Origin of the sequence: Ochrobactrum sp. WV_118_8 (assembly GCF_039631535.1) — a bacterium.
GTDB lineage: Bacteria > Pseudomonadota > Alphaproteobacteria > Rhizobiales > Rhizobiaceae > Brucella > Brucella anthropi.
Window position 1 is genome coordinate 2811728 of record NZ_JBDIUZ010000001.1, and the last position, 20757, is coordinate 2832484.

A 20757-nucleotide genomic window follows, 5' to 3' on the forward strand; every position below is an offset into this window, starting at 1 on the left:
CTTACTTCTTCATCTGCTCTTTCAGAGCAAGAAGCTTGGCGAAAGGCGAATCGGGATCGATGCGTGCAGGACGTTCCTGCTCCACACGTTTACCGCCCTGATGACCGTGTTCACGCTTCGGCTGACGCTGATTGCCACCACGGAAGTCACCCTTGGAGCCTTCGCGCTTGCCTTCGCCGTCATGACGCTTTTGCTTGTCGAAGCGCTTGCCACCGCGATCATTACGCGCCTGCTGGTCTGCACTACCTTCAGATTTGCGTGCTTCACCGCCCTGATCACGGTTCTGATGACCGCGATTCTGGTTGCCGCGATTTTGACGCTGACGGTTCTGGTCCTGATTGCGGTTGCGGCCTTCGAAACGACCCTGACGCCACAGAAGAACAGGCTTTGGCTCTTCAGCCGCCGCTTCTGCGGTTTCGCCTGCCGGTGCGGCTTCTGCAGCCACAGGAGCTTCTTCTTCCGCTTTGGCTTTGGCTTCAGTTTCCGTCTCGGCGACAACAACCGGTGCTGGCACAGGTTCAGCCGCTGGCACAGCAGGTTTCTCAGCCTCTGCGACCGGCGAAGCGCCAATTTCCTTGACTGCAGCTTCAGCCGCGAAAGCATCCAGTTCTGCAAGCTTCGCCGTGACCGCAGCGGCTTCCATGGCCTCGTGACGATAGCCGAGGCTCTTCAGGATTTCTTCCATGTCGTCGGTCGTCGCACCGAGAATCGACATCATGGCAGGCGTGACGATGAAACGTCCGCCGTCATAAGCGCCATCCGGACGCACACCGGAACCCGGACGCCAGGCAAGCGCCGGGCGAATGAGATCGGCAAGACGTTCCAGAATATCGATGCGCACAGCGCGACGGCCCAGCACACGATAGCCTGCCAGACGGTAGAACATCGGATCGAAAGCCGGATCGACCACGACCGACGTGCGACCAGCGGCCAACACATTCACGACATCGCCATAACCGGCACGTTCGCGGCCATCATTTTTGAGCGCCCAGAGCAGCGTGATGAGGCCAGCCGGAGCGGGCTTCAGCAGCATGGGCATGAAGACGTGATAGGCACCGAAACGCACGCCGAGACGACGGAGCGCCGCACGCGAATCCTGATCGAGTCCGCGCACTTCCTCTGCCACATCGCGGCGCGGGAGAATGCCGAGATTCTCGACAATCTGGAAAGCAAGACCGCGTGTCATGCCGGTCAGGGCATCAGCGGCCGCCAGATCGGTGAGCGGCTTCAGAATGGTTTCGATATGATGAGCGACGAAACGTTCAATACGCGCGGCAACCTTGTCACGCGCCGCTCCGGTAAGCTGTTCGTCGGCCAGGATCACCGCGCGCGGCTTCAGCAGGTCATCACCCGCAACCAGCGTTGCGACCGTTGCACCAACCCAGCGCATAACGCCGTCCGAGCCCAGCGCGAAATCGCCATTCGGCGCGGCAGCAAAGCGCTCCGCGCGACGTTCGAACTCGGCGGCCAGCGCCTTTTGTGCAGCCGACTTCACCGCCTTGGCATCCGGCCCCTCGGCCTGAACGTCAGCGGTAAAACGGAATCCTTCCAGTTGCCCGACATTGTGGCCTTCGACAATCACGTCTCCGGCCGGGCTGATTTCTGCTTCAAGCATGGCATTCTCTCTCAGGCGCCTCATAAGCACGCTTGTCCTGCGGTCTACAAAGCGTTTCGTCAACCTTTCATGCAGCGCGTCGGACAATCTGTCCTCAATTTCGCGCGTCTTTTCCTGCCAGTGTGTCGGATCGGCAAGCCATCCCGGCCTGTGCGACACAAAAGTCCAGGTTCGAATTTGCGCCACACGATGCGACAGGGTGTCAATTTCCCCCTCTGTGCTATCGGCGCGGCGCACCTGTTCGCTCATATAATCTTCATCGACGCTCCCTCGGCGGACAAGATCCTGGTAGATGGTTGCAATGATATCGGCATGCTGCGCCGGCGCGATCTTGCGATAATCGGGCAGCGCGCAGGCGTCCCACAAAAGCTCGATGCGTGCCGGTGTCTTGGCAAGCCGCACAATCTCTTCGTCTTTCGACAAATTTTCAAGCGCTTGTTGATCGACGGCAGGCAGAGCCTTGGCCAATCCTTCAATCGGTGCGGGCGTTTCCAGAGAATATCGCAGGGAATCGAGCGATGAAAAGTCGAAACGGGCCGTGCGCCACTGCAGAACTTTCACCGGATCGAAATTATGTGCTTCCACCCGTTCGACCAGTTCTTCGTCGAATGGATGCACCTGCCCGGTCACACCGAATGTGCCGTCACGCAGATGACGTCCAGCGCGCCCGGCGATCTGCCCAACTTCGGCAGGCGTCAGATCGCGAAACTGATAACCGTCGAATTTGCGGTTCTGCGCAAAGGCGACATGGTCAACATCCAGATTGAGCCCCATGCCGATGGCATCGGTCGCCACCAGAAAATCGACGTCACCCGACTGGTAAAGCTCTACCTGCGCATTGCGCGTGCGCGGACTGAGCGCGCCCATGACCACTGCAGCGCCACCGCGCTGGCGGCGGATCAGTTCAGCAATCGCATAAACCTCGTCGGCAGAAAAGGCGACAATGGCGGAACGGTTCGGCAGGCGGGTAATCTTCTTGGCCCCTGCATAGGCCAGATGCGACAGGCGCGGACGCGTTACCACATTGATGCCGCGCAAGAGCTTTTCCAGAATGCCGCGCATGGTTCCAGCGCCAAGCAGGAGCGTCTCCTGCCGTCCCCGCAAATGCAGGATGCGGTCGGTGAATATATGCCCGCGTTCCAGATCACCGGCGAGCTGCACTTCATCGATAGCCACAAAAGCCACATCAGTGCGGCGCGGCATGGCCTCGACCGTGCAGACGGAATAGCGCGCGCCGGGCGGCACGATCTTTTCCTCACCCGTCACCAGCGCGACATTGGCCACTCCGACCCGTTCCACCACGCGGTTATAGACCTCGCGCGCCAGTAGGCGCAGCGGCAGGCCGATCATCCCGCTTCCGTGTGACAGCATGCGTTCGATGGCCAGATGCGTTTTGCCGGTATTGGTCGGCCCAAGCACCGCAGTCACATCGCGGCCACTCAAGGTCAGCGGCAAATCATGGGCAGGGAGTTGGTTCATGCCAATAATCGGATTCCCGGTACAAGCGCCCGTCACGGGCTGGATGCTGGTTCTTGCGATAGCACTATACGACCTGCACCGAAAGCGCTCCTGTTAAGTTTCAGTATGGACGAGTTGCCAACCTTTCGGCGACCGATCTGCAGCCGGTCAATAACTTGTCGATTAACGATTGGAACGACTCTGGAACGAATCGGCGACGAATCGCTGACTCAGAGAGCTTCGCCTTTTGTTCACGGCAACATATAGTAAGCCTAACACAAAACCCCACAATATAATGAATCGGATGTTCCGCTTTTCTTTGTTCTCCCGACGCGGAACTACACCGCCGTTAACTTTTGGCAAAACCTGTCAACAGGCTGTTCCGATTACAATGCAATTCTTCAGAAAATCTTAATGATTACTGATAGTTCGTTAATGCCAAAGCGGATCGAAACTCGATTCTCGTTAACCTTCAGGCCAAAGCCGGAACGAATCGGCGACGAATCGCTGATCTGCAAAGTTTCTCCGTTTGTTCTCACCACATCTGGTGGTCCGTGATCGCAATGCGCCATAGAAAACCAGTATTAAACAGACTTTGAGCACCGTCTCATCGGTTTCGCGTTAACTTTCTGACAAGGCCACCATACCGACGCCAGCGATTTCAAACGTCTCATTGCGGAAACAAAAAGGCGGACGGAGCCAAATCTCCGTCCGCCTCTGTTCCAGTGAAGGAGAAGGTCAGTCGCGCTCGACGCACAAGGCAACGCCCATGCCGCCGCCGATGCAAAGTGTCGCCAGACCGCGCTTGGCATCGCGGCGTTGCATTTCGTAAAGCAGCGTCGTCAGAACGCGTGCGCCTGATGCGCCGATCGGATGACCGATCGCGATTGCTCCGCCATTGACGTTGACGATATCCGGGTTGAGACCGAGATCACGCACAACAGCACAGGACTGTGCTGCAAAGGCTTCGTTGGCTTCGACCAGATCGAGATCGCCGACGCTCCAGCCTGCCTTTTCCAGCGCCTTCTTCGTTGCCGGAATCGGGCCTGTTCCCATGATCGACGGATCGACGCCAGCCGTTGCCCAGGAAACGATGCGCGCAAGCGGCTTCACACCACGCCTGGTGGCTTCATCCGCATCCATCAGCACGACAGCCGCAGCACCATCGTTAATCCCGGATGCGTTGCCTGCAGTAACCGTCCCCTCCTTGTCGAAAGCGGGCTTCAACTTGGTCAATGCCTCAATCGTCGTGCCGGGACGGATATATTCATCCGCCGAAATGACGATATCGCCCTTGCGACCCTTTACAGTGAACGGAACAATTTCATCCTCGAACCTGCCCGCATTCTGTGCCGCCTCTGCCTTCTGCTGGGAAGCAAGTGCGAACTCGTCCTGATCGGCGCGGGTCAACTGCCACTGGCTGGCGATATTCTCGGCAGTGATCCCCATATGATAGCCATGAAAGGCATCAATCAGGCCGTCCTTCAGCATGGTATCGATCATCTTGAAGTCGCCCATCTTCACGCCGGACCGTAAATGCGCGCAATGCGGCGCCATGGACATGGATTCCTGACCGCCTGCCACGATGATCTTGGCATCGCCGGAAAGAATCTGCTGCATGCCGAGCGCAACCGCTCGCAAACCGGAACCGCATAGCTGGTTGATCGAGAAGGCTGTCGTCTCTTTCGGGCAACCGGCATCCATCGCCGCCTGCCGCGCAGGGTTCTGGCCCTCGCCTGCCGTCAACACCTGTCCGAGAATAACCTCGTCCACATCCGTTGCCGCCACACCGGCGCGTTCCAGCGCGCCTTTGATAACCGTCGCACCCAATTCATGTGCGGGGATATTGGCAAACGCACCGTTGAAAGCGCCCACTGCGGTACGCGCCGCGCTGGCAATGACGATGGCTTTCTGGTCGGACATTCTTTCCTCCTTGAAATGTTGCGCAACACAAAGACCAAAATTCCGGCCTTGGCAAGCTTTGCCGTGTGCCCGCAACCGTCTTCATGAAAATCGATAAAGTGTTTTTCCCATGACGAGCAGCATTGGAGTGTGCATTGCCGGTCATGATCGCTAAATTGCATTTAGCTATAAATAGGAGATATTCATGACTTCACTGACGCTCGAACAAGCCAATGGGATTATTGCTGGTGCCTTTACCAAGGCAGCCGAGCTGAAACTGAAGCCGCTGGCTGTCTCCGTCTTTGACGCAGGCGGAAATCTGAAAGCGTTTCAGCGGCAGGACGGAACTTCGATCCTTCGTTTCGAGATCGCCTCGGGCAAGGCTTTCGGTGCACTCGCCGTCGGAACGGGCTCGCGCTGGCTGCACAATCAGGCCAAGGACCGTCCACACTTTCTTGAAGGCCTATCGGGCGTGTCGGGCGGCAAGGTCGTGCCGGTGCCGGGCGGCGTTCTGATCAAGGATGCAGGCGGCGAAATCCTCGGTGCCGTCGGCATTTCCGGTGACACATCAGACAATGACGAAATTGCAGCCATTGCCGGTATCGAAGGCGCAGGCTTTGCATCAGACGCAGGCTGATTTTCAGCAAAAGCTCGCGATCAAGGCCGCTTTATGCGGCCTTTTTCATGCAGCTTGCAGAGGAGACCGCACAAAAGAAAACGCCGCTTCCGGAAACCGGAAACGGCGTTTTTGAAAACCATCTTTCGGCTGCAATGCAGCGTCAGACTTATTCCTTGGCTTCGAGGACCTGACGGCCGCGATACATACCGCTCTTCAGATCGATATGATGCGGACGACGAAGTTCGCCCGAGTTCTTGTCCTCGACATAAGTCGGGGCCTTGAGAGCGTCAGCCGAACGGCGCATGCCGCGCTTCGACGGAGACGTTTTTCGTTTTGGTACTGCCATGGATCCAGCTCCACTGATCGGTCAATAAACGTCCGGCACGGCCCCGAAGAGCCTGTCACATCGGACAAAATTCCGGAAAGTCACGTGCCTATACACGCTCTAACGGCATTTGACCAGCGGGAGTCTTATCTTTTTTTCGTATCATGCATTTATTGCACGCAAACCACATAGGGACCGGACCGTGCGGCGCGTCCGGCTACGATCCGGGCAATGCGCTGCATGTTGCGCGTCGGCTTGGCGGGGTTGCGCAAGGCCGGGTTTGGCAGCGTGACGGCAAGCAGTGCGGATTGCTGCGCATTAAGTTTTGCTGCCGGGCGCTTGAAATGATGCTGGGCTGCGGCCTCGATTCCGTAAATGCCCGGTCCCCACTCGGCGATATTGAGATAGATTTCCATAATGCGCTTTTTGGACAGAATACCGTCGGCAGCCAGCGCCAGCGGAAATTCGAGCCCCTTGCGGACATAGGAGCGCCCATTCCACAGGAAGAGGTTCTTCACGGTCTGCATCGTGATCGTGGAAGCGCCGCGGCTCGGACCACCCTCGCCCGTATCGTCCAGAACCAGCCCCAGCTGATGCCAGTCCACCCCGCCATGGCTGCAGAACTGGCCGTCCTCGGCCATCATTACCGAATTGACGAGAACCGGCGCGATATCGTCGATACTGACCCACCTACGGTCCACGCCCTGAAACAGAACATAGTCCTTGACCATCAGGGTCGAGATCGGGCGGACAAAGGGTACGGAATAGACGAAAAGCAGGAAAATCGGCAGCACGGCCAGAATCACCAGAATCTTGAGCGCGAGAGCAATCCGGGCACCCCAAACAGGATCCGCCAGATAATTGCGTCCATCTTTGCTCTTGATGATGATTTTTGCCACTGCCACCGCCTGCTACCTTCCCCCAAGCGACATAAACCATTCCTTAATAAGTTTGAACCGGATTCCATAATCCAACCGGGGAAACAAGTCGAAACACGCCGTTTCGTGACGTTCAAATGAAAAAGCCTGTGCTGATCGTTGTGGCCAGTTGACCAAATCAGCGCTTTCGTCCATCCCCTTTGACATGGAAAAGCTGTCGACCGATTTCACCGCCATTCTCAACCATCGTGCCATGGAAGTAGAAATGGCACTGACGGGCCTTCTGGACCAGCGCCTCAAGACGGGAGAAATCGCCCGCCCCGAACGGCTGCTCGCCGCCATGCGGCACGGCGTCCTGAACGGTGGCAAGCGCCTCCGGCCTTTTCTCGTTGTCGAAAGTGCCGCTTTGTTCGGCAAAGGTGGCAACGCCGTTCTGCGTGTTGCTGCCGCGCTCGAATGCATTCACTGCTATTCGCTTGTCCATGACGATTTGCCAGCCATGGATGACGATGACCTGCGGCGCGGCCAGCCGACCGTGCACAAGGCATTTGATGAAGCTGCCGCCATTCTGGCCGGTGACGGCCTTCTGACCTATGCTTTCGACATCATCTCGTCGGATGAAACCGATCTCGATGCAGCAATTCGCCTGCAACTGGTTTCAGCGCTCGCCCGCGCATCCGGTCTCGGCGGCATGGTAGGCGGACAGGCTCTCGATCTGATGGCCGAAACCAGCAAGCCTGACGAAGCCGGCATCATCACGTTGCAGGCAATGAAGACTGGCGCATTGATCCGTTTCGCCTGCGAGGCCGGAGCCATCATCGCCAATGCATCCAGCGAAGACCGCGAGCGCATGGCCGAATTCGGCTCCGCTATTGGCCTTGCCTTCCAGCTGGCGGACGATCTTCTGGACGTGACCGCTGACGCCGAGGCGATGGGCAAGGCCACTGGTAAAGATGCCGCCGCCGGAAAGGCCACGCTGGTTTCACTCCACGGCATCGACTGGACCCGCAAGCAACTGTCCGGACTGGTTGCCCAGGCGGAAAGCTTGCTGGCACCCTTTGGCAAGGACGCAGATATCCTGAAACAGGCCGCCCGCTTCATCGCCGAACGGCAGAGCTAAAGCATGTCTCCCGCAAGCGGGAACCGATTCTACTCAGGATAATGCGTAAAAACAACGACTTAAAGATCGTCTTCACGTACCTTGACGATAACCACATCGTCAGCGGAAAGCATGCGCCCGTCCTGAGAACGCACATCAAGCGCGGCCACGTCCTCGCCTGAAACGCTGTCGACAAGACGCGAATGAGTTTCACCCGGCGCAAAGAGATGCTTTTCTCCCCATTGCCTGAGCGACACGATGACAGGCAGCAGATCGCGCCCTTTTGCCGTCAGGCGATACTCCTGATGCGCGCCACCATTAGGGTCTGGCACGGATTCCATGATTCCCTCTCCCGTCAGCTTGCGCAGACGTTCCGAGAGAATATTGCGGGCGATTCCGAGATTCTTCTGAAAGGCGCTGAAACGTGTCACGCCGTCGAAGGCTTCACGGACGATCAGCAGCGACCACCAGTCGCCGATCACATCAAGCGCGCGTGCACTCGGGCAATAATCGCCTTTCATGCTTTTCTTTCGAACCATGTTCACTCCACAGATTGCAATCTGGTTGCAATATAAAACCTTTTTAGTTACAAGCAAAATGGTTTCATTTTAAAACCGTTTTGCAGGAGTCCGTCATGCAACCTTCAACCCACGCGGCAGCAACGCTGTCCGCGAACCCTGATGCACGCCCTTTGCTTTCCTCGACTACCCTTTTTCTGTTTGCGGCTGCAAGCGGACTGGCGGTAGCCAATGTCTACTTTGCTCACCCGCTGCTCGATGTGATGGCTGACGACCTCGGTCTCAAGCGATCAACAGCAGGCCTCATCGTCGCCGCCAGCCAGCTCGGTTATGCAATTGGCCTGATATTCCTTGTCCCGCTTGGCGATCTGTTCAACCGGCGCAAACTCATCATCACGCATTTTCTTCTATCGGTCCTGTCCCTGATCGCAATCGGTTTTGCGGCCAATGCCACCGTGCTTCTGGTCGCCATGGCCACTATGGGCCTGCTCGCCGTCGTCACACAGGCACTTGTCGCCTATGCGGCCAGCCTCGCAGCACCGGCGCGACGCGGCCATGTGGTTGGCATCGTAACCAGCGGCATCGTGCTCGGCATATTGCTGGCGCGCGCGATAGCTGGCGCCCTCACCGACATTGGCGGCTGGCGCAGCGTCTACTTCGTTTCCTCTATTCTCACGCTTTTGATCGCGCTCCTGCTGTGGCGCAGCCTGCCCGACCACAAGCGGCGGCCGACCAGCGTCAGCTATCCGGCACTCATTCTGTCGCTTGTGACGCTGTTTCGCTCCGAGCCGGTACTACGCATTCGCGCCATCATTGCCATGCTGATCTTCGCCAATATTACCACTTTGCTCGCGCCACTGGTCATGCCGCTCAGCGCACCACCCTTCGAACTGAGCCATGCTGAGATCGGTCTGTTCGGACTGGCAGGTGCTGCCGGAGCGCTTGCCGCGTCACGTGCTGGCGGTGTTGCCGATCGCGGCTACGCACAGCGGATGACAGGCATCGCTTTGCTGCTGATGTTCATGTCATGGGGTCTGATAGCCTTGCTGGAACATTCACTGCTCTGGCTGATCGCAGGTGTGCTGATTATCGACTTCGGCCTTCAGGCTGTCCACGTCACCAATCAGGCGATGATCTACCGTGTACGCCCAGACGCGCAGAACAGACTCACCGCCGCCTATATGGTTTTCTATTCCATCGGCAGCGCAAGCGGTTCGGCGGTTTCAACCTGGGTCTATGCTTATGCAGGCTGGAATGGCGTTTGCCTGCTTGGCGCAGGCATCAGCCTTGTCACGCTCATCTTCTGGGCAGCAACATTAAAGGCTACACCAGAGACCGCTACGCGCGCGGTCACCTGTACCGCTTAGTTCTGGCCAGCAGCGATTTTCTGATCAAGTCCGAAGCGGTTCTCGATGTAATCGGCAACCATTTTCTGGAAGTCCTCGGCAATAGCAGGACCGCGCAACGTCGTGACTTTCTTGCCATCGACAAAGACCGGTGCGGACGGCGTTTCGCCCGTGCCGGGAAGCGAGATGCCGATATCAGCGTGCTTCGATTCGCCCGGCCCGTTGACAATGCAGCCCATCACGGCGACCGACAGCGCTTCCACGCCGGGATATTTCTCACGCCAGACCGGCATGTTGCGGCGGATATCGTCCTGAATGGTCTGCGCCAGTTCCTGAAACACGGTCGACGTCGTGCGACCGCAACCGGGACACGCCGCAACGATCGGAATAAATTGCCGGAAACCCATGGTCTGCAGAAGCTCTTGTGACACCTGCACTTCACGGGTGCGGTCGCCGCCGGGTTCCGGGGTAAGCGAAATGCGGATTGTGTCGCCGATGCCCTGCTGCAACAGAATACCCATGGCCGCCGACGAGGCGACAATGCCCTTGGTGCCCATGCCGGCTTCAGTGAGGCCCAGATGCAGCGCATGATTGGAACGCTGCGCCAGCATCGTATAGACGGCGATCAGATCCTGCACCTGGCTGACCTTGGCCGACAGAATGATTTTGTCGCGCCCAAGACCGATTTCTTCGGCAAGATTGGCGGAAATCAGAGCCGACTGCACGATGGCCTCGCGCATGACTTCCTGCGCGCTCAATGGCGCGCCCGCATCCTGATTACGATCCATCAGCGTGGTCAGGAGTTCCTGATCGAGCGAACCCCAGTTCACGCCGATGCGCACCGGCTTGTCATAGCGGATCGCCATTTCGACGATATCAGCGAACTGCTTGTCCTTCTTGTCCTTGAAACCGACATTGCCCGGATTGATGCGATATTTTGCAAGTGCTTCCGCACAGGCCGGATGATCGGCCAGCAGCTTGTGACCAATATAATGAAAGTCACCGACCAGCGGCACATCATGCCCCAGACGTTCCAGCCGTTCGCGGATTTTCGGCACGGCAGCAGCCGATTCATCGCGATCCACCGTGATGCGCACGATTTCCGAACCGGCACGGTGAAGTGCAGCCACCTGCGCGACCGTAGAGTCCACATCCGCTGTGTCCGTGTTGGTCATTGACTGCACGACGACGGGCGCACTGCCGCCGACGATAACGCCACCGACACTGACGCCAACCGACTGGCGACGAGGAAATGGATGCGAAAAATAGCTGACGGCCTCGGAAGACATTTTGCTCTGTTCTTAACTGTACCTGTTCTCAGGTGGCGCAGCGCGACGCGAATGTCAACGCCCGCCTATATTGAGGCCCGCATATATCTGGGTCTGCGTATATCCGGCTCTCGCTTTATATAATCGCTTGCCGTTGCCTTGTCGCCCTCTCATTATGTCGCCGGGAACAAGGAGGAAATCACGCATGAATGCTGTATCTGCCCGCAAGACCGCAATCGTCACCGGATCGAATTCCGGGATCGGCCTCGGTATAGCCCATGCGCTGGCGGCGGCAGGACACAACGTCGTGATCAACTCTTTCACCGACCGTGAGGAGGATCATACCCTCGCACGCAAGCTCGGCGAAGAACATGGCGTCAGCGTGGTCTATATTGCGGCCGACATGTCGAAGGCCGACCAATGCCGCGCACTGATCGCAGAAACGGTAAAGCAATTCAGCAGTGTGGACATTCTCGTCAACAACGCCGGTATCCAGCATGTATCTCCCGTCGAGGAGTTTCCGGCCGAACAATGGGACCGCATCATCGCGATAAACCTGACATCGGCCTTTCACACCTCGGCTGCCGCGATCCCGCATATGCGCAAGACTGGCTGGGGCCGCATTATCAATATCGCTTCAGCCCACGGCCTCGTGGCATCGCCGTTCAAGTCGGCTTATGTTGCCGCCAAGCATGGCATTGTCGGCTTTACCAAAACACTGGCGCTGGAACTTGCAACCGCAAAGATCACGGCCAATTCCATCTGTCCCGGCTATGTGCTGACGCCGCTTGTCGAAGCGCAGATACCGGACCAGATGAAGGCCTACCACATGGACCGCGAAACCGTGATCCGGGAAGTGATGCTCGACAAGCAGCCGACCAAGGAATTCGTCACCACCGCGCAGATCGGCGCCGTTGCAGCTTTCCTCGCAAGCGATGCGGCAGCGCAGATCAACGGCGCTGCCATTCCTGTCGATGGTGGCTGGACAGCGGAGTAATGCATCCCGAAAGTGGGAGCCGGTTTTCGGATAAGATGCGTGGCATAAGAAAATTCAGTGCTTTTGATCCGCGTATCGGGCCAGACTTGAGAAGGCCAGCACGACCAGCAGCAAGACCGGAAGCGCCAGAAACACCACGCCAAAGCCGCTATGCTTGGCGACAAAGCCGATCAGCGACGGCGCCACCAGCATGCCGGAATAGCCAAGCGTCGTCGCAATCGACAGGCCGACACTCGGATTGACACCCGGCATGTTGCCAGCCATCGAGAAGGCGATCGGCACCATGTTGGAAATGCCGATCCCGCAGATCGCAAAGCCGATAATCGCCGTGGTTGAGCTGTTTCCGAAACCAACGATCAGCATGCCTATGATGGCGATGATCGTGCAGGCGCGCAGGGTTTTGACCGCGCCGAACCGATCGCGGACCAGATCGCCAGCAAAACGCATGATGGCCATTGAGCCCGAGAAAGCTGCGAAGCCGAAGCCTGCCACCGTGACGGAAGCACCCAGATCCTGGCGCATATGATAGGCGCCCCAATCGAGAATCGCCCCTTCCGGCACCATGGAAAACAGCGCCATGACACCGACAAGCCATGGCAAAGGATTACGCGGCAAGGTCAGCTTCTGCTTTTCGCCGCTTGGATGATGATGCTCCGTGTCCGCGATGATCGAAGGCCATGCGATAGCAATCAGGATTGCGGCCACAATCGTCGTCACCAGCGCATGAACGGTCGATCCGAATTGCGCGATAAGAAAGCCGCCTGTCGCAGCACCGATGAGGCCGCCGAGGCTCCAGAATGCATGGCAGGACGACATGATTGCCCGGCGCATTTTTTTCTCGACCGCAACCGCATTGGCATTCATCGACACATCCATCGCAGCCATGATTCCGCCGAAATAGAACATCACGATCACAGCCGTGACCACATTCGGCACCAGTGCGATGATGAGCAGCGCCGGGATAAAGGCGAGTGCAAAAATGCGCACCACCATGCCCGAACCGCGATGCGCTGAAAGCGCACCTGCGACCGGCATCATGGCCAGAGAACCAAGGCCGAAGACGAGGATCATCAACCCCATGCCTGCACTATCAAGTCCGAGGCGTTCGGCAAATTCCGGAATTTTCGGGGCCCAGCCGCCGAAAATATAGCCGTTCATCAGAAAGAGGAGAGCAACCGCAATCCGCTCCCTGGTTACAATCGGCGCACGCGCAGGCGCCGCATCTTCGCGTCCGGAAACCTGTTCCATCTGTCCCTCAGTTGCGGTCCGCTGCCGCACGTAAAATCTTCATATCCGATGTCGCATAGGGCGCAAGCGCTGCTTCATCCACATCATATTCGACAGCCATGACACCGACATCGTCCAGGGGAACGACATCATGGGCGGCAACCGTACCGAGCTTGTCGCTCGTAATGGCCAGTGCCACCACCCGGCTGCGTCCGGCTATAACTCGCTTGAATTCCGCATCGTCCAGATGCAGCGCCGTTACGCCGATTTCGGCGGCAATACCGCACGCGCCCAAAACGCAAAGATCAGGCCGCAGCAGTTCCGCATCACGCAAGGCGCGCGCCCCGACGGCGGCACTCACCCGCCGGTCGATGGGACCACCAATCATGATCAGCTCAATCTCCGGCGAGCCCATAAGAATTGCAGCGATAGACGGCGTATTGGTGACGACGGTGATGGCTTCACCACGTTCGACCAAAAGTCGCGCCAGAGCCGTATTCACCGAAGATGCATCGAGAAACACCGTCATGCCGGGTTCGACCAGTTCCGCCAGGACCGCAGCCAGGGCGGCCTTCGCTTGTGGTCGCTCGGAATCCCGTTCTGCGAGCGGAGAAGGCTCGGGCACGGCACGCAACGCGCCGCCATAGACACGCTTGCAGAGCCCCGCCGCCGCCATCTCGCGCAGATCGCGCCGGATCGTATCCTCGGACACGCCGAAACTTTCAGCCAGTTCAGCAGCCAGTACACGACCAGACTGCTGTAGCAGTTCCTGAATGCGCGCCTGTCTTTCGTGAAGCAGAAACTCTGTCACCGTCGCCTCCATCAACATGCACAATCATGCACAAATCGGCAAAAACATGCATACCAGATTTTGGAAGCACTACAAGCGCAAACAAAAGCCGCGCCGTTTTTACCGGCGCGGCATTGAACTTTGATCCGGGGGAAACGCTGGTTGGCGTTATTCGGAATACACCACCAACAAATCCTTGGCATCGATCTGCTCGCCGGGACGCACCAGCACTTCCGTGATAGTGCCATCGCGCTCGGCATGGATGGCGGTTTCCATCTTCATCGCCTCGATGGAAAGCAGCACATCGCCCTGCGTAACCGTCTGGCCGGTCGCCACAGCAACCGTTGATACGACACCCGGCATCGGCGCACCGACTTGACGGTCGTTCCCGGCTTCCACCTTGCGACGCACACCGCCAGAAGCGCCTTTGGCCCGGTTCGGCACCTTGATGCGGCGCGGCTGACCATTCAGCTCGAAGAACACCGTCACCATGCCCTTCTCATCGGTTTCGCTCATTGCCTGGTTGACGATCACCAGCGTCTTGCCGCGCTCCAGATCGACGAAGACTTCTTCTTCCGGCTTCAGGCCGTAGAAATAGACCGGCGTTGGCAGAACGCTTGTCGGGCCATAGGTTTCCTGTGCGGATGCATAGTCGGTGAAGACCTTCGGATACATCAGCGCCGAAGCGAATTCCTGATCGGAAATCTTGCGATCGACCGTCTCCTCGAACCCTTCACGCTCGGCGTTCAGATCGGCAGGTTCCAGCAGGGCACCGGGACGCACGGTAAACGGCTCTTCGCCCTTCAGAATCTTTTTCTGAAGCGCCTTCGGCCATCCCGATGGCGGCTGGCCAAGATCGCCGCGCATCATCGACACCACGGAATCCGGGAAAGCAATGTCCTTTGCCGGGTTTTCGACATCAGCGACGGTCAAGTCCTGACTGACCATCATCAACGCCATGTCGCCCACAACCTTGGAGGATGGCGTTACCTTGACGATATCGCCGAACATGCGGTTCACATCGGCATAGGCTTGCGCCACCTCGTGCCAGCGGGTTTCAAGTCCCAGCGAACGGGCCTGCTCTTTCAGGTTGGTGAACTGACCACCCGGCATTTCATGCAGATAAACTTCGGAAGCCGGCCCCTTGAGATCGCTTTCGAAGGCGGCATACTGGTTGCGTACGGCTTCCCAATAGAAAGAGATGCGGCGGATCGAATCCGGATCAAGGCCCGGATCGCGCTCGGAACCGTGCAGTGCCTCGACAATGGAACCGAGGCAAGGCTGCGAAGTATTGCCGGAGAGAGCGTCCATCGCCGCATCGACCACATCCACGCCCGCATCGATCGCGGCAAGTACGGTCGCCGCCGAAATGCCCGACGTATCATGCGTATGGAAATGGATCGGCAGATCGGTTTCCTCGCGTAGCGCCTTGAACAGGGCGCGGGCCGCGGCAGGCTTCAAAAGCCCCGCCATATCCTTCACCGCAATGATATGCGCGCCAGCTTTTTCAACTTCCTTCGCCAGATTGACGTAATATTTGAGGTCATACTTGGCGCGTTCCGGATTGAGAATATCACCTGTGTAACAGATCGCTGCTTCGCAGAGCTTGTTTTCCTCCAGCACCGCATCCATCGATACGCGCATGTTTTCGACCCAGTTCAGACTGTCGAAAACGCGGAACAGATCGATGCCGCCGCGTGCTGCCTCGCGCACGAAATATTTTACGACATTATCGGGATAAGATTTGTAGCCGACGCCGTTTGCACCGCGCAAAAGCATCTGCAGAAGAAGGTTCGGCGCCGCTTCACGCACCAGCGCCAGACGCTCCCACGGGTCTTCGGTGAGGAAGCGCATCGAAACGTCGAAGGTCGCACCGCCCCAGCATTCCAGCGAAAACAGATTCGGCAGTGCCTGCGCATAGGAATTGGCGATGCGGGCGATGTCGTATGTGCGCATGCGCGTCGCCAGAAGCGACTGATGGCCGTCACGCATGGTCGTATCGGTAATCAGCGCACGCTTTTCGTTGCGCACCCATTCCGCGAACCTCTTCGGTCCAAGCTGGTCCAGACGTTGCTTGGTGCCATCAACGACCGGCTTATCACCGAACCACGGCACGCGCGGCTTGGCGGCATCCTTAGCCGGCTTTGCGCGCCCCTTGGTTTCTGGATGGCCATTGACCGTCACGTCGGCGATATAGGTCAGAAGTTTGGTGGCACGATCCTGCCGCTTGACCTGCTCGAACAGTTCCGGCGTCGTGTCGATGAAGCGCGTCGTGTAGTCGTTTGCCTGAAACTTCGGATGATTGATGATCGCTTCGAGGAAGGTGAGATTCGTCGCCACACCGCGGATACGGAATTCGCGCAAGGCGCGATCCATACGGCGGATGGCTTCCAGAGGCGTAGAGCCTGAAGCGGTCACCTTGACGAGCAGCGGATCGTAGTAGCGGGTGATGAACGCACCCGAATAGGCCGTGCCGCCATCGAGACGAATGCCAAAACCCGATGCCGAACGATAGGCCTGAATGCGACCGTAATCAGGAATGAAGTTCTGTTCCGGGTCTTCCGTGGTGATACGACACTGGAGCGCATGGCCATTAAGGCGAATGTCCTCCTGACGCGGCACACCCGATTCCGGCGTGCCGATGGCAAAGCCTTCGAGAATATGAATCTGCGCCTTGACGATATCGATGCCGGTAACCTGTTCGGTAACCGTGTGCTCGACCTGAATACGCGGATTGACCTCGATGAAATAGAACTTGCCCGTATCGGCATCCATCAGGAATTCGACTGTACCGGCGCCAATATAATCGGTGGCATGGGCAATCTTCAGGCCATAGCTTGCCAGTTCCTGACGCTGCGCATCATCGAGATAAGGTGCCGGCGCCCGCTCCACCACCTTCTGGTTACGGCGCTGGATCGAGCAGTCACGCTCGAAAAGATGGACCGCATTGCCATGGGTATCGCCCAATATCTGCACTTCGACATGGCGCGCGCGTTCAATCAGCTTTTCGAGATAGACCTCATCCTTGCCAAATGCAGCCTTGGCCTCGCGCTTGGCTTCCGTGACTTCGCGGGCAAGATCGGCTTCGGCGCGGATGGCGCGCATGCCGCGACCGCCACCGCCCCAGCTTGCCTTCAACATCAGCGGATAGCCGATTTCTGCCGCCAGCTTCTTTACTTCTTCTATATCGTCCGGCAGCGGATCGGTGGCAGGCACCACCGGCACGCCGATTTCAATGGCGAGATTGCGGGCCGCAACCTTGTTGCCGAGGCGGCGCATGGTCTCAGGCTTTGGGCCGATGAAGATGATGCCGTTTTCTGCGCAGGCTTCGGCGAATTCCGGGCTTTCGGACAAAAGGCCATAGCCGGGGTGGATCGCATCGGCGCCCGAAACCTTGGCGACGCGGATAATCTCATCGATAGAAAGATAGCTTTCAATCGGACCAAGATCTCGATCCAGATGCGGACCGCGACCGACCTGATAACTTTCATCGGCTTTGAAGCGATGCAGGGAAAGTTTGTCTTCCTCAGCCCATATGGCCACCGTTTTGAGCCCCAGCTCATTGGCGGCGCGGAATACGCGGATTGCGATTTCAGATCGGTTGGCGACCAGAATTTTCCGGATAGGCTTTTGGGCGAAAGACAAGGCAGATCTCCCTAACTGCAATGACAAAGGCGCCATTGCTTAACCTGCAATAGACACAAGCGCAAACAAACTGTGCAACAGGGAGATAAAAACAAAATGCCCGACTAAATGCCGGGCAGATTGATGAATTTTGTAGCACTTTATGCTAATATATCAGGCACAAGAGCGGTTCCTATTATGAAGCAATCATCAGAACCGCTCTAAGCATCTGTGTTCTCGCATTATCCAACGCAAAACCGCTTCGCACTTTTGCTGGAAATGCTCCATTACTTCTGGAAGTAATTATACTTGCCGTCTTCACCCTTGCGCCATTCGAACATGACGTAAGGCGAAAGGCTCGGATCGCCCTTGGCGTCGAACGAGATGTCGCCAAGCACCGTTTTGAACGGACCCTTTTCCTTCATCGCGGTTGCAACTTCCTGCGGATCGTTGCTTGCGGCAGCATTGGCGGCATTGACCAGCGACTGCACACCGGCATAGGCATAGAAGGTATAGGCTTCGGGCTCAAAACCCTTGTCGCGGAATGCCTTGATCAGTTCCGCATTCGACTTGTCGTCGCGCGGATCGGGACCGAAAGTGTTCATGACACCACCAACAGCATCACCGGCAATCGAGGCAAGTTCGTTGGAAACGATGCCATCGCCCGAAATGAACTGTGCCTTGAGGCCCTGATCATCCATCTGACGGATGAGCAGACCCGCTTCCGGATGCATGCCGCCCCAGTAAACAGCGGTGATGCCAGCAGCCTTCATCTTGGAGATGAGCGCGGAGAAGTCCTTGTCGCCCTGGTTTACACCTTCGTAGAGCGTTTCCTTCATGCCGTTGTCGTTGAGCGACTTCTTGGTTTCGTCGGCAAGGCCCTGACCGTAAGGGGTCTTGTCGTGAAGGATCGCGACTTTGCCGTCCTTGTAATTGTCGGCGATATATTTGCCGGCAACGATGCCCTGCTGGTCATCGCGACGGCAGGTGCGGAACGTGTTCCAAAGTTCGCGCTCGGTGAAGGTCGGGTTGGTGGTGCCGGGCGCGATCATCAGCACGCCGTTTTCAGCATAGATGTCCGACGTCGGAATGCTGACGCCGGAATTGAAGTGACCGATAACGAACTGAACACCATCACCCACGAACTTGTTTGCAACCGAAATGCCCTGCTTCGGATCGGCAGCGTCGTCGCCATAGACGATGGTGATCTGCTCGCCGTTCATGCCGCCCTTGGCATTGGCTTCTGCGACAGCCGCTTCGACACCGCGCTTGATCTGCTCGCCGAAAGCTGCCTGGCTGCCGGTCAACGGTGCGCCGACGCCGAGCTGGATGTCGGCAAAGGACACGCCACCCATCACAACCAGTGCCGAAAGGCAGACGCCGCAGAATAAGGATTTCTTCATTTCAGTTGCTCCCACTAAGCGCATCCCGAAAGATATGAAACGATTTTCGAGACACACGTCAAAATAGTCATTCAGAGCGGCAGTCTGACAGGATCAGATGACCGCCATTTTTTGCAGGCATGAACAGCAACACCAGAGGCGTTGCATAAACCTGATATTCGAATGGGAGACTGCATCAGCGCCAGAAACGCAATTCGGGCTTGAAACTGCCCGCGCTGAAACTGGTCCTCCCACCAGAACGCGAGACTGGATATAGAGATTCGCCCTATATTCAGTCATCAAGCTAGATACAATCACGTTCAATACCGAAGTAAAGTAATGATTTAGTCTATATCTTGCTTTTTCCGCATGACTTTATGCGGACCGACGCCATCGAAACGAAAATGCCCGGCTTGAAGCCGGGCATTTCCATTCATCGGGAAAGAATGTAAGCGAAACTTACTGCTGAATGTAAGTATATTTCCCGTCAGCGCCCTTTTCCCACTTGTACATGACATAGCCTGGAAGCTTCGGATCGCCCTTTTCGTCATAGGACAGGTCGCCAAGCACGGTCTTGAACGGACCCTTTTCCTTAAGCGCCTTGGCAACTTCCTGCGGGTCGTTGCTTCCGGCAGCCTTCGCAGCCCCAGCCAGAGACTGAACGGCAGCGTAAGAGTAAAGCGTGTAGGCTTCCGGTTCGAAGCCAGCATCGCGGAACTTCTTCACCAGATCGGCATTGTTCGGGTTATTGCGCGGGTCCGGGCCGAACGTATTCAGCGTACCGGCAACCGCATCGCCGGCGATGGAGGCCAGCTCGTTGGAAACGATACCGTCGCCAGAGATGAACTGGACCTTCAGCCCCTGATCGGCAAGCTGACGGATAATCAGACCAGCTTCAGCGTGCAGACCACCCCAATAAAGGACCGTAACGCCCTGCTGCTTCAGCTTGGCGATCAGAGCCGAGAAATCCTTCTCGCCAACATTCACGCCTTCATAGACGGCTTCCTTGACGCCAAGCTCGTTGAGCTTCTTCTTGGTTTCATCGGCAAGGCCCTGACCATAAGGGGTCTTGTCGTGAATGACGGCAATTTTCCCGTCTTTGAAATTGTCGAAAATATACTGACCGGCCACGATGCCCTGCTGATCGTCGCGACCGCAGGTACGGAACGTGTTCCAGAGCTGGCGCTCTGTATAGACCGGGTTGGTCGCAGCAGGCGAGATTTCGAGAATGCCGTTTTCGGCATAAACGTCCGAAGCCGGGATCGAAACGCCCGAATTGAAGTGACCGATAACGTATTTCACGCCATCAGCTGCAAACTTGTTGGCAACCGAGATACCCTGCTTCGGATCCGATACGTCATCGCCGAGAGTGATCGCGATTTTTTCGCCGTTGATGCCGCCCGCATCGTTGATTTCCTTGATGGCCGCTTCCGCGCCCTTCTGGATCTGCGCACCGTAAACGGCATTTGGGCCCGTCAGCGGCGCACCAATACCGACAAGAACATCAGCCCAAGCCGAGCCCCCGAAAGCCATAACTGCTGCAAGAGCAACGCCTGAGAAAAGTGACTTCTTCATTGTTGGAACTCCCATCATTGTATTTACCCCGAAACGATGTTTTGCATCGCCTTATTTTCTTGCTGAATACTCAGCAGTATCTACGCTGAATCTTATTACTGTCAACGTGATCTTACAAAAAAGCTTCGCCGCAT

At 57.2% G+C, this 20757-nt stretch carries 15 protein-coding genes; 4 read left to right on the plus strand and 11 right to left on the minus strand.

Annotated features, from left to right (window positions below):
• Position 1: 1 nt before the first annotated feature.
• The gene (locus tag ABDF71_RS13670; protein WP_500061624.1) at positions 2–3094 is read right to left on the minus strand and encodes a helicase-related protein; all 3093 of its coding nucleotides are present in this window, start codon (positions 3092–3094) and stop codon (positions 2–4) included.
• A 717-nt stretch (positions 3095–3811) separates the two neighbouring features.
• Complete coding sequence (locus ABDF71_RS13675; RefSeq protein WP_029929503.1) at positions 3812–4996, minus strand: acetyl-CoA C-acetyltransferase; 1185 nt, start codon at positions 4994–4996, stop codon at positions 3812–3814.
• 184 nt (positions 4997–5180) lie between these two features.
• Here ABDF71_RS13675 and ABDF71_RS13680 point away from each other — a divergent pair, with 184 nt between their 5' ends.
• Positions 5181–5612, plus strand: a complete 432-nt coding sequence (locus tag ABDF71_RS13680; RefSeq protein ID WP_500061625.1) for a GlcG/HbpS family heme-binding protein — start codon at positions 5181–5183, stop codon at positions 5610–5612.
• 148 nt (positions 5613–5760) lie between these two features.
• On the opposite strand, the gene rpmF is transcribed toward ABDF71_RS13680, so the two are convergent.
• Both rpmF and mtgA read right to left on the minus strand, forming a co-directional pair.
• On the minus strand, positions 5761–5940 hold the full coding sequence (rpmF, locus tag ABDF71_RS13685; protein ID WP_006467787.1) for a 50S ribosomal protein L32: 180 nt from the start codon (positions 5938–5940) through the stop codon (positions 5761–5763).
• 149 nt (positions 5941–6089) lie between these two features.
• Positions 6090–6818 (minus strand): monofunctional biosynthetic peptidoglycan transglycosylase, encoded by a 729-nt coding sequence (gene mtgA / locus ABDF71_RS13690; protein WP_029376280.1) that lies wholly within the window; start codon positions 6816–6818, stop codon positions 6090–6092.
• A 184-nt stretch (positions 6819–7002) separates the two neighbouring features.
• On the opposite strand from mtgA, the gene ABDF71_RS13695 reads away from it, so the two are divergent.
• The gene (locus tag ABDF71_RS13695) at positions 7003–7917 is read left to right on the plus strand and encodes a polyprenyl synthetase family protein (RefSeq protein WP_500061671.1); all 915 of its coding nucleotides are present in this window, start codon (positions 7003–7005) and stop codon (positions 7915–7917) included.
• Positions 7918–7976: 59 nt separating this feature from the next.
• Here the strand turns inward: ABDF71_RS13695 and ABDF71_RS13700 are convergent, their stop codons facing one another.
• Positions 7977–8435, minus strand: a complete 459-nt coding sequence (locus ABDF71_RS13700) for a winged helix-turn-helix transcriptional regulator (RefSeq protein WP_036587731.1) — start codon at positions 8433–8435, stop codon at positions 7977–7979.
• Between the two features lie 95 nt (positions 8436–8530).
• On the opposite strand from ABDF71_RS13700, the gene ABDF71_RS13705 reads away from it, so the two are divergent.
• On the plus strand, positions 8531–9781 hold the full coding sequence (locus tag ABDF71_RS13705) for an MFS transporter (protein ID WP_500061626.1): 1251 nt from the start codon (positions 8531–8533) through the stop codon (positions 9779–9781).
• On the opposite strand, the gene ispG is transcribed toward ABDF71_RS13705, so the two are convergent.
• Complete coding sequence (gene ispG, locus ABDF71_RS13710) at positions 9778–11049, minus strand: flavodoxin-dependent (E)-4-hydroxy-3-methylbut-2-enyl-diphosphate synthase (RefSeq protein WP_010661447.1); 1272 nt, start codon at positions 11047–11049, stop codon at positions 9778–9780. The two genes, ABDF71_RS13705 and ispG, sit on opposite strands and share 4 nt — an antisense overlap.
• A 184-nt stretch (positions 11050–11233) precedes the next feature.
• Between ispG and ABDF71_RS13715 the strand changes: the two genes are divergently transcribed.
• Positions 11234–12025, plus strand: coding sequence for a 3-hydroxybutyrate dehydrogenase (locus ABDF71_RS13715; protein WP_500061627.1), 792 nt, complete (start codon positions 11234–11236; stop codon positions 12023–12025).
• 54 nt (positions 12026–12079) lie between these two features.
• Here ABDF71_RS13715 and ABDF71_RS13720 read toward each other — a convergent pair whose 3' ends face one another.
• The 5 genes from ABDF71_RS13720 to ABDF71_RS13740 all read right to left on the minus strand — a co-directional run bounded on the left by ABDF71_RS13720 (position 12080) and on the right by ABDF71_RS13740 (position 20623).
• Positions 12080–13273 carry an MFS transporter gene (locus ABDF71_RS13720; RefSeq protein WP_500061628.1) on the minus strand — a complete coding sequence of 398 codons (1194 nt, stop codon included), beginning with the start codon at positions 13271–13273 and terminating at the stop codon, positions 12080–12082.
• A 7-nt stretch (positions 13274–13280) separates the two neighbouring features.
• Positions 13281–14075 (minus strand): DeoR/GlpR family DNA-binding transcription regulator, encoded by a 795-nt coding sequence (locus ABDF71_RS13725; RefSeq protein ID WP_500061672.1) that lies wholly within the window; start codon positions 14073–14075, stop codon positions 13281–13283.
• 135 nt (positions 14076–14210) lie between these two features.
• Positions 14211–17687: a pyruvate carboxylase gene (gene pyc, locus ABDF71_RS13730; RefSeq protein ID WP_500061629.1), complete on the minus strand. Its 3477-nt coding sequence runs from the start codon at positions 17685–17687 to the stop codon at positions 14211–14213.
• A gap of 266 nt (positions 17688–17953) precedes the next feature.
• On the minus strand, positions 17954–19069 hold the full coding sequence (locus tag ABDF71_RS13735) for a branched-chain amino acid ABC transporter substrate-binding protein (RefSeq protein ID WP_500061630.1): 1116 nt from the start codon (positions 19067–19069) through the stop codon (positions 17954–17956).
• A gap of 438 nt (positions 19070–19507) precedes the next feature.
• Positions 19508–20623, minus strand: coding sequence for a branched-chain amino acid ABC transporter substrate-binding protein (locus ABDF71_RS13740; protein WP_010661453.1), 1116 nt, complete (start codon positions 20621–20623; stop codon positions 19508–19510).
• Between the last annotated feature and the right edge of the window lie 134 nt (positions 20624–20757).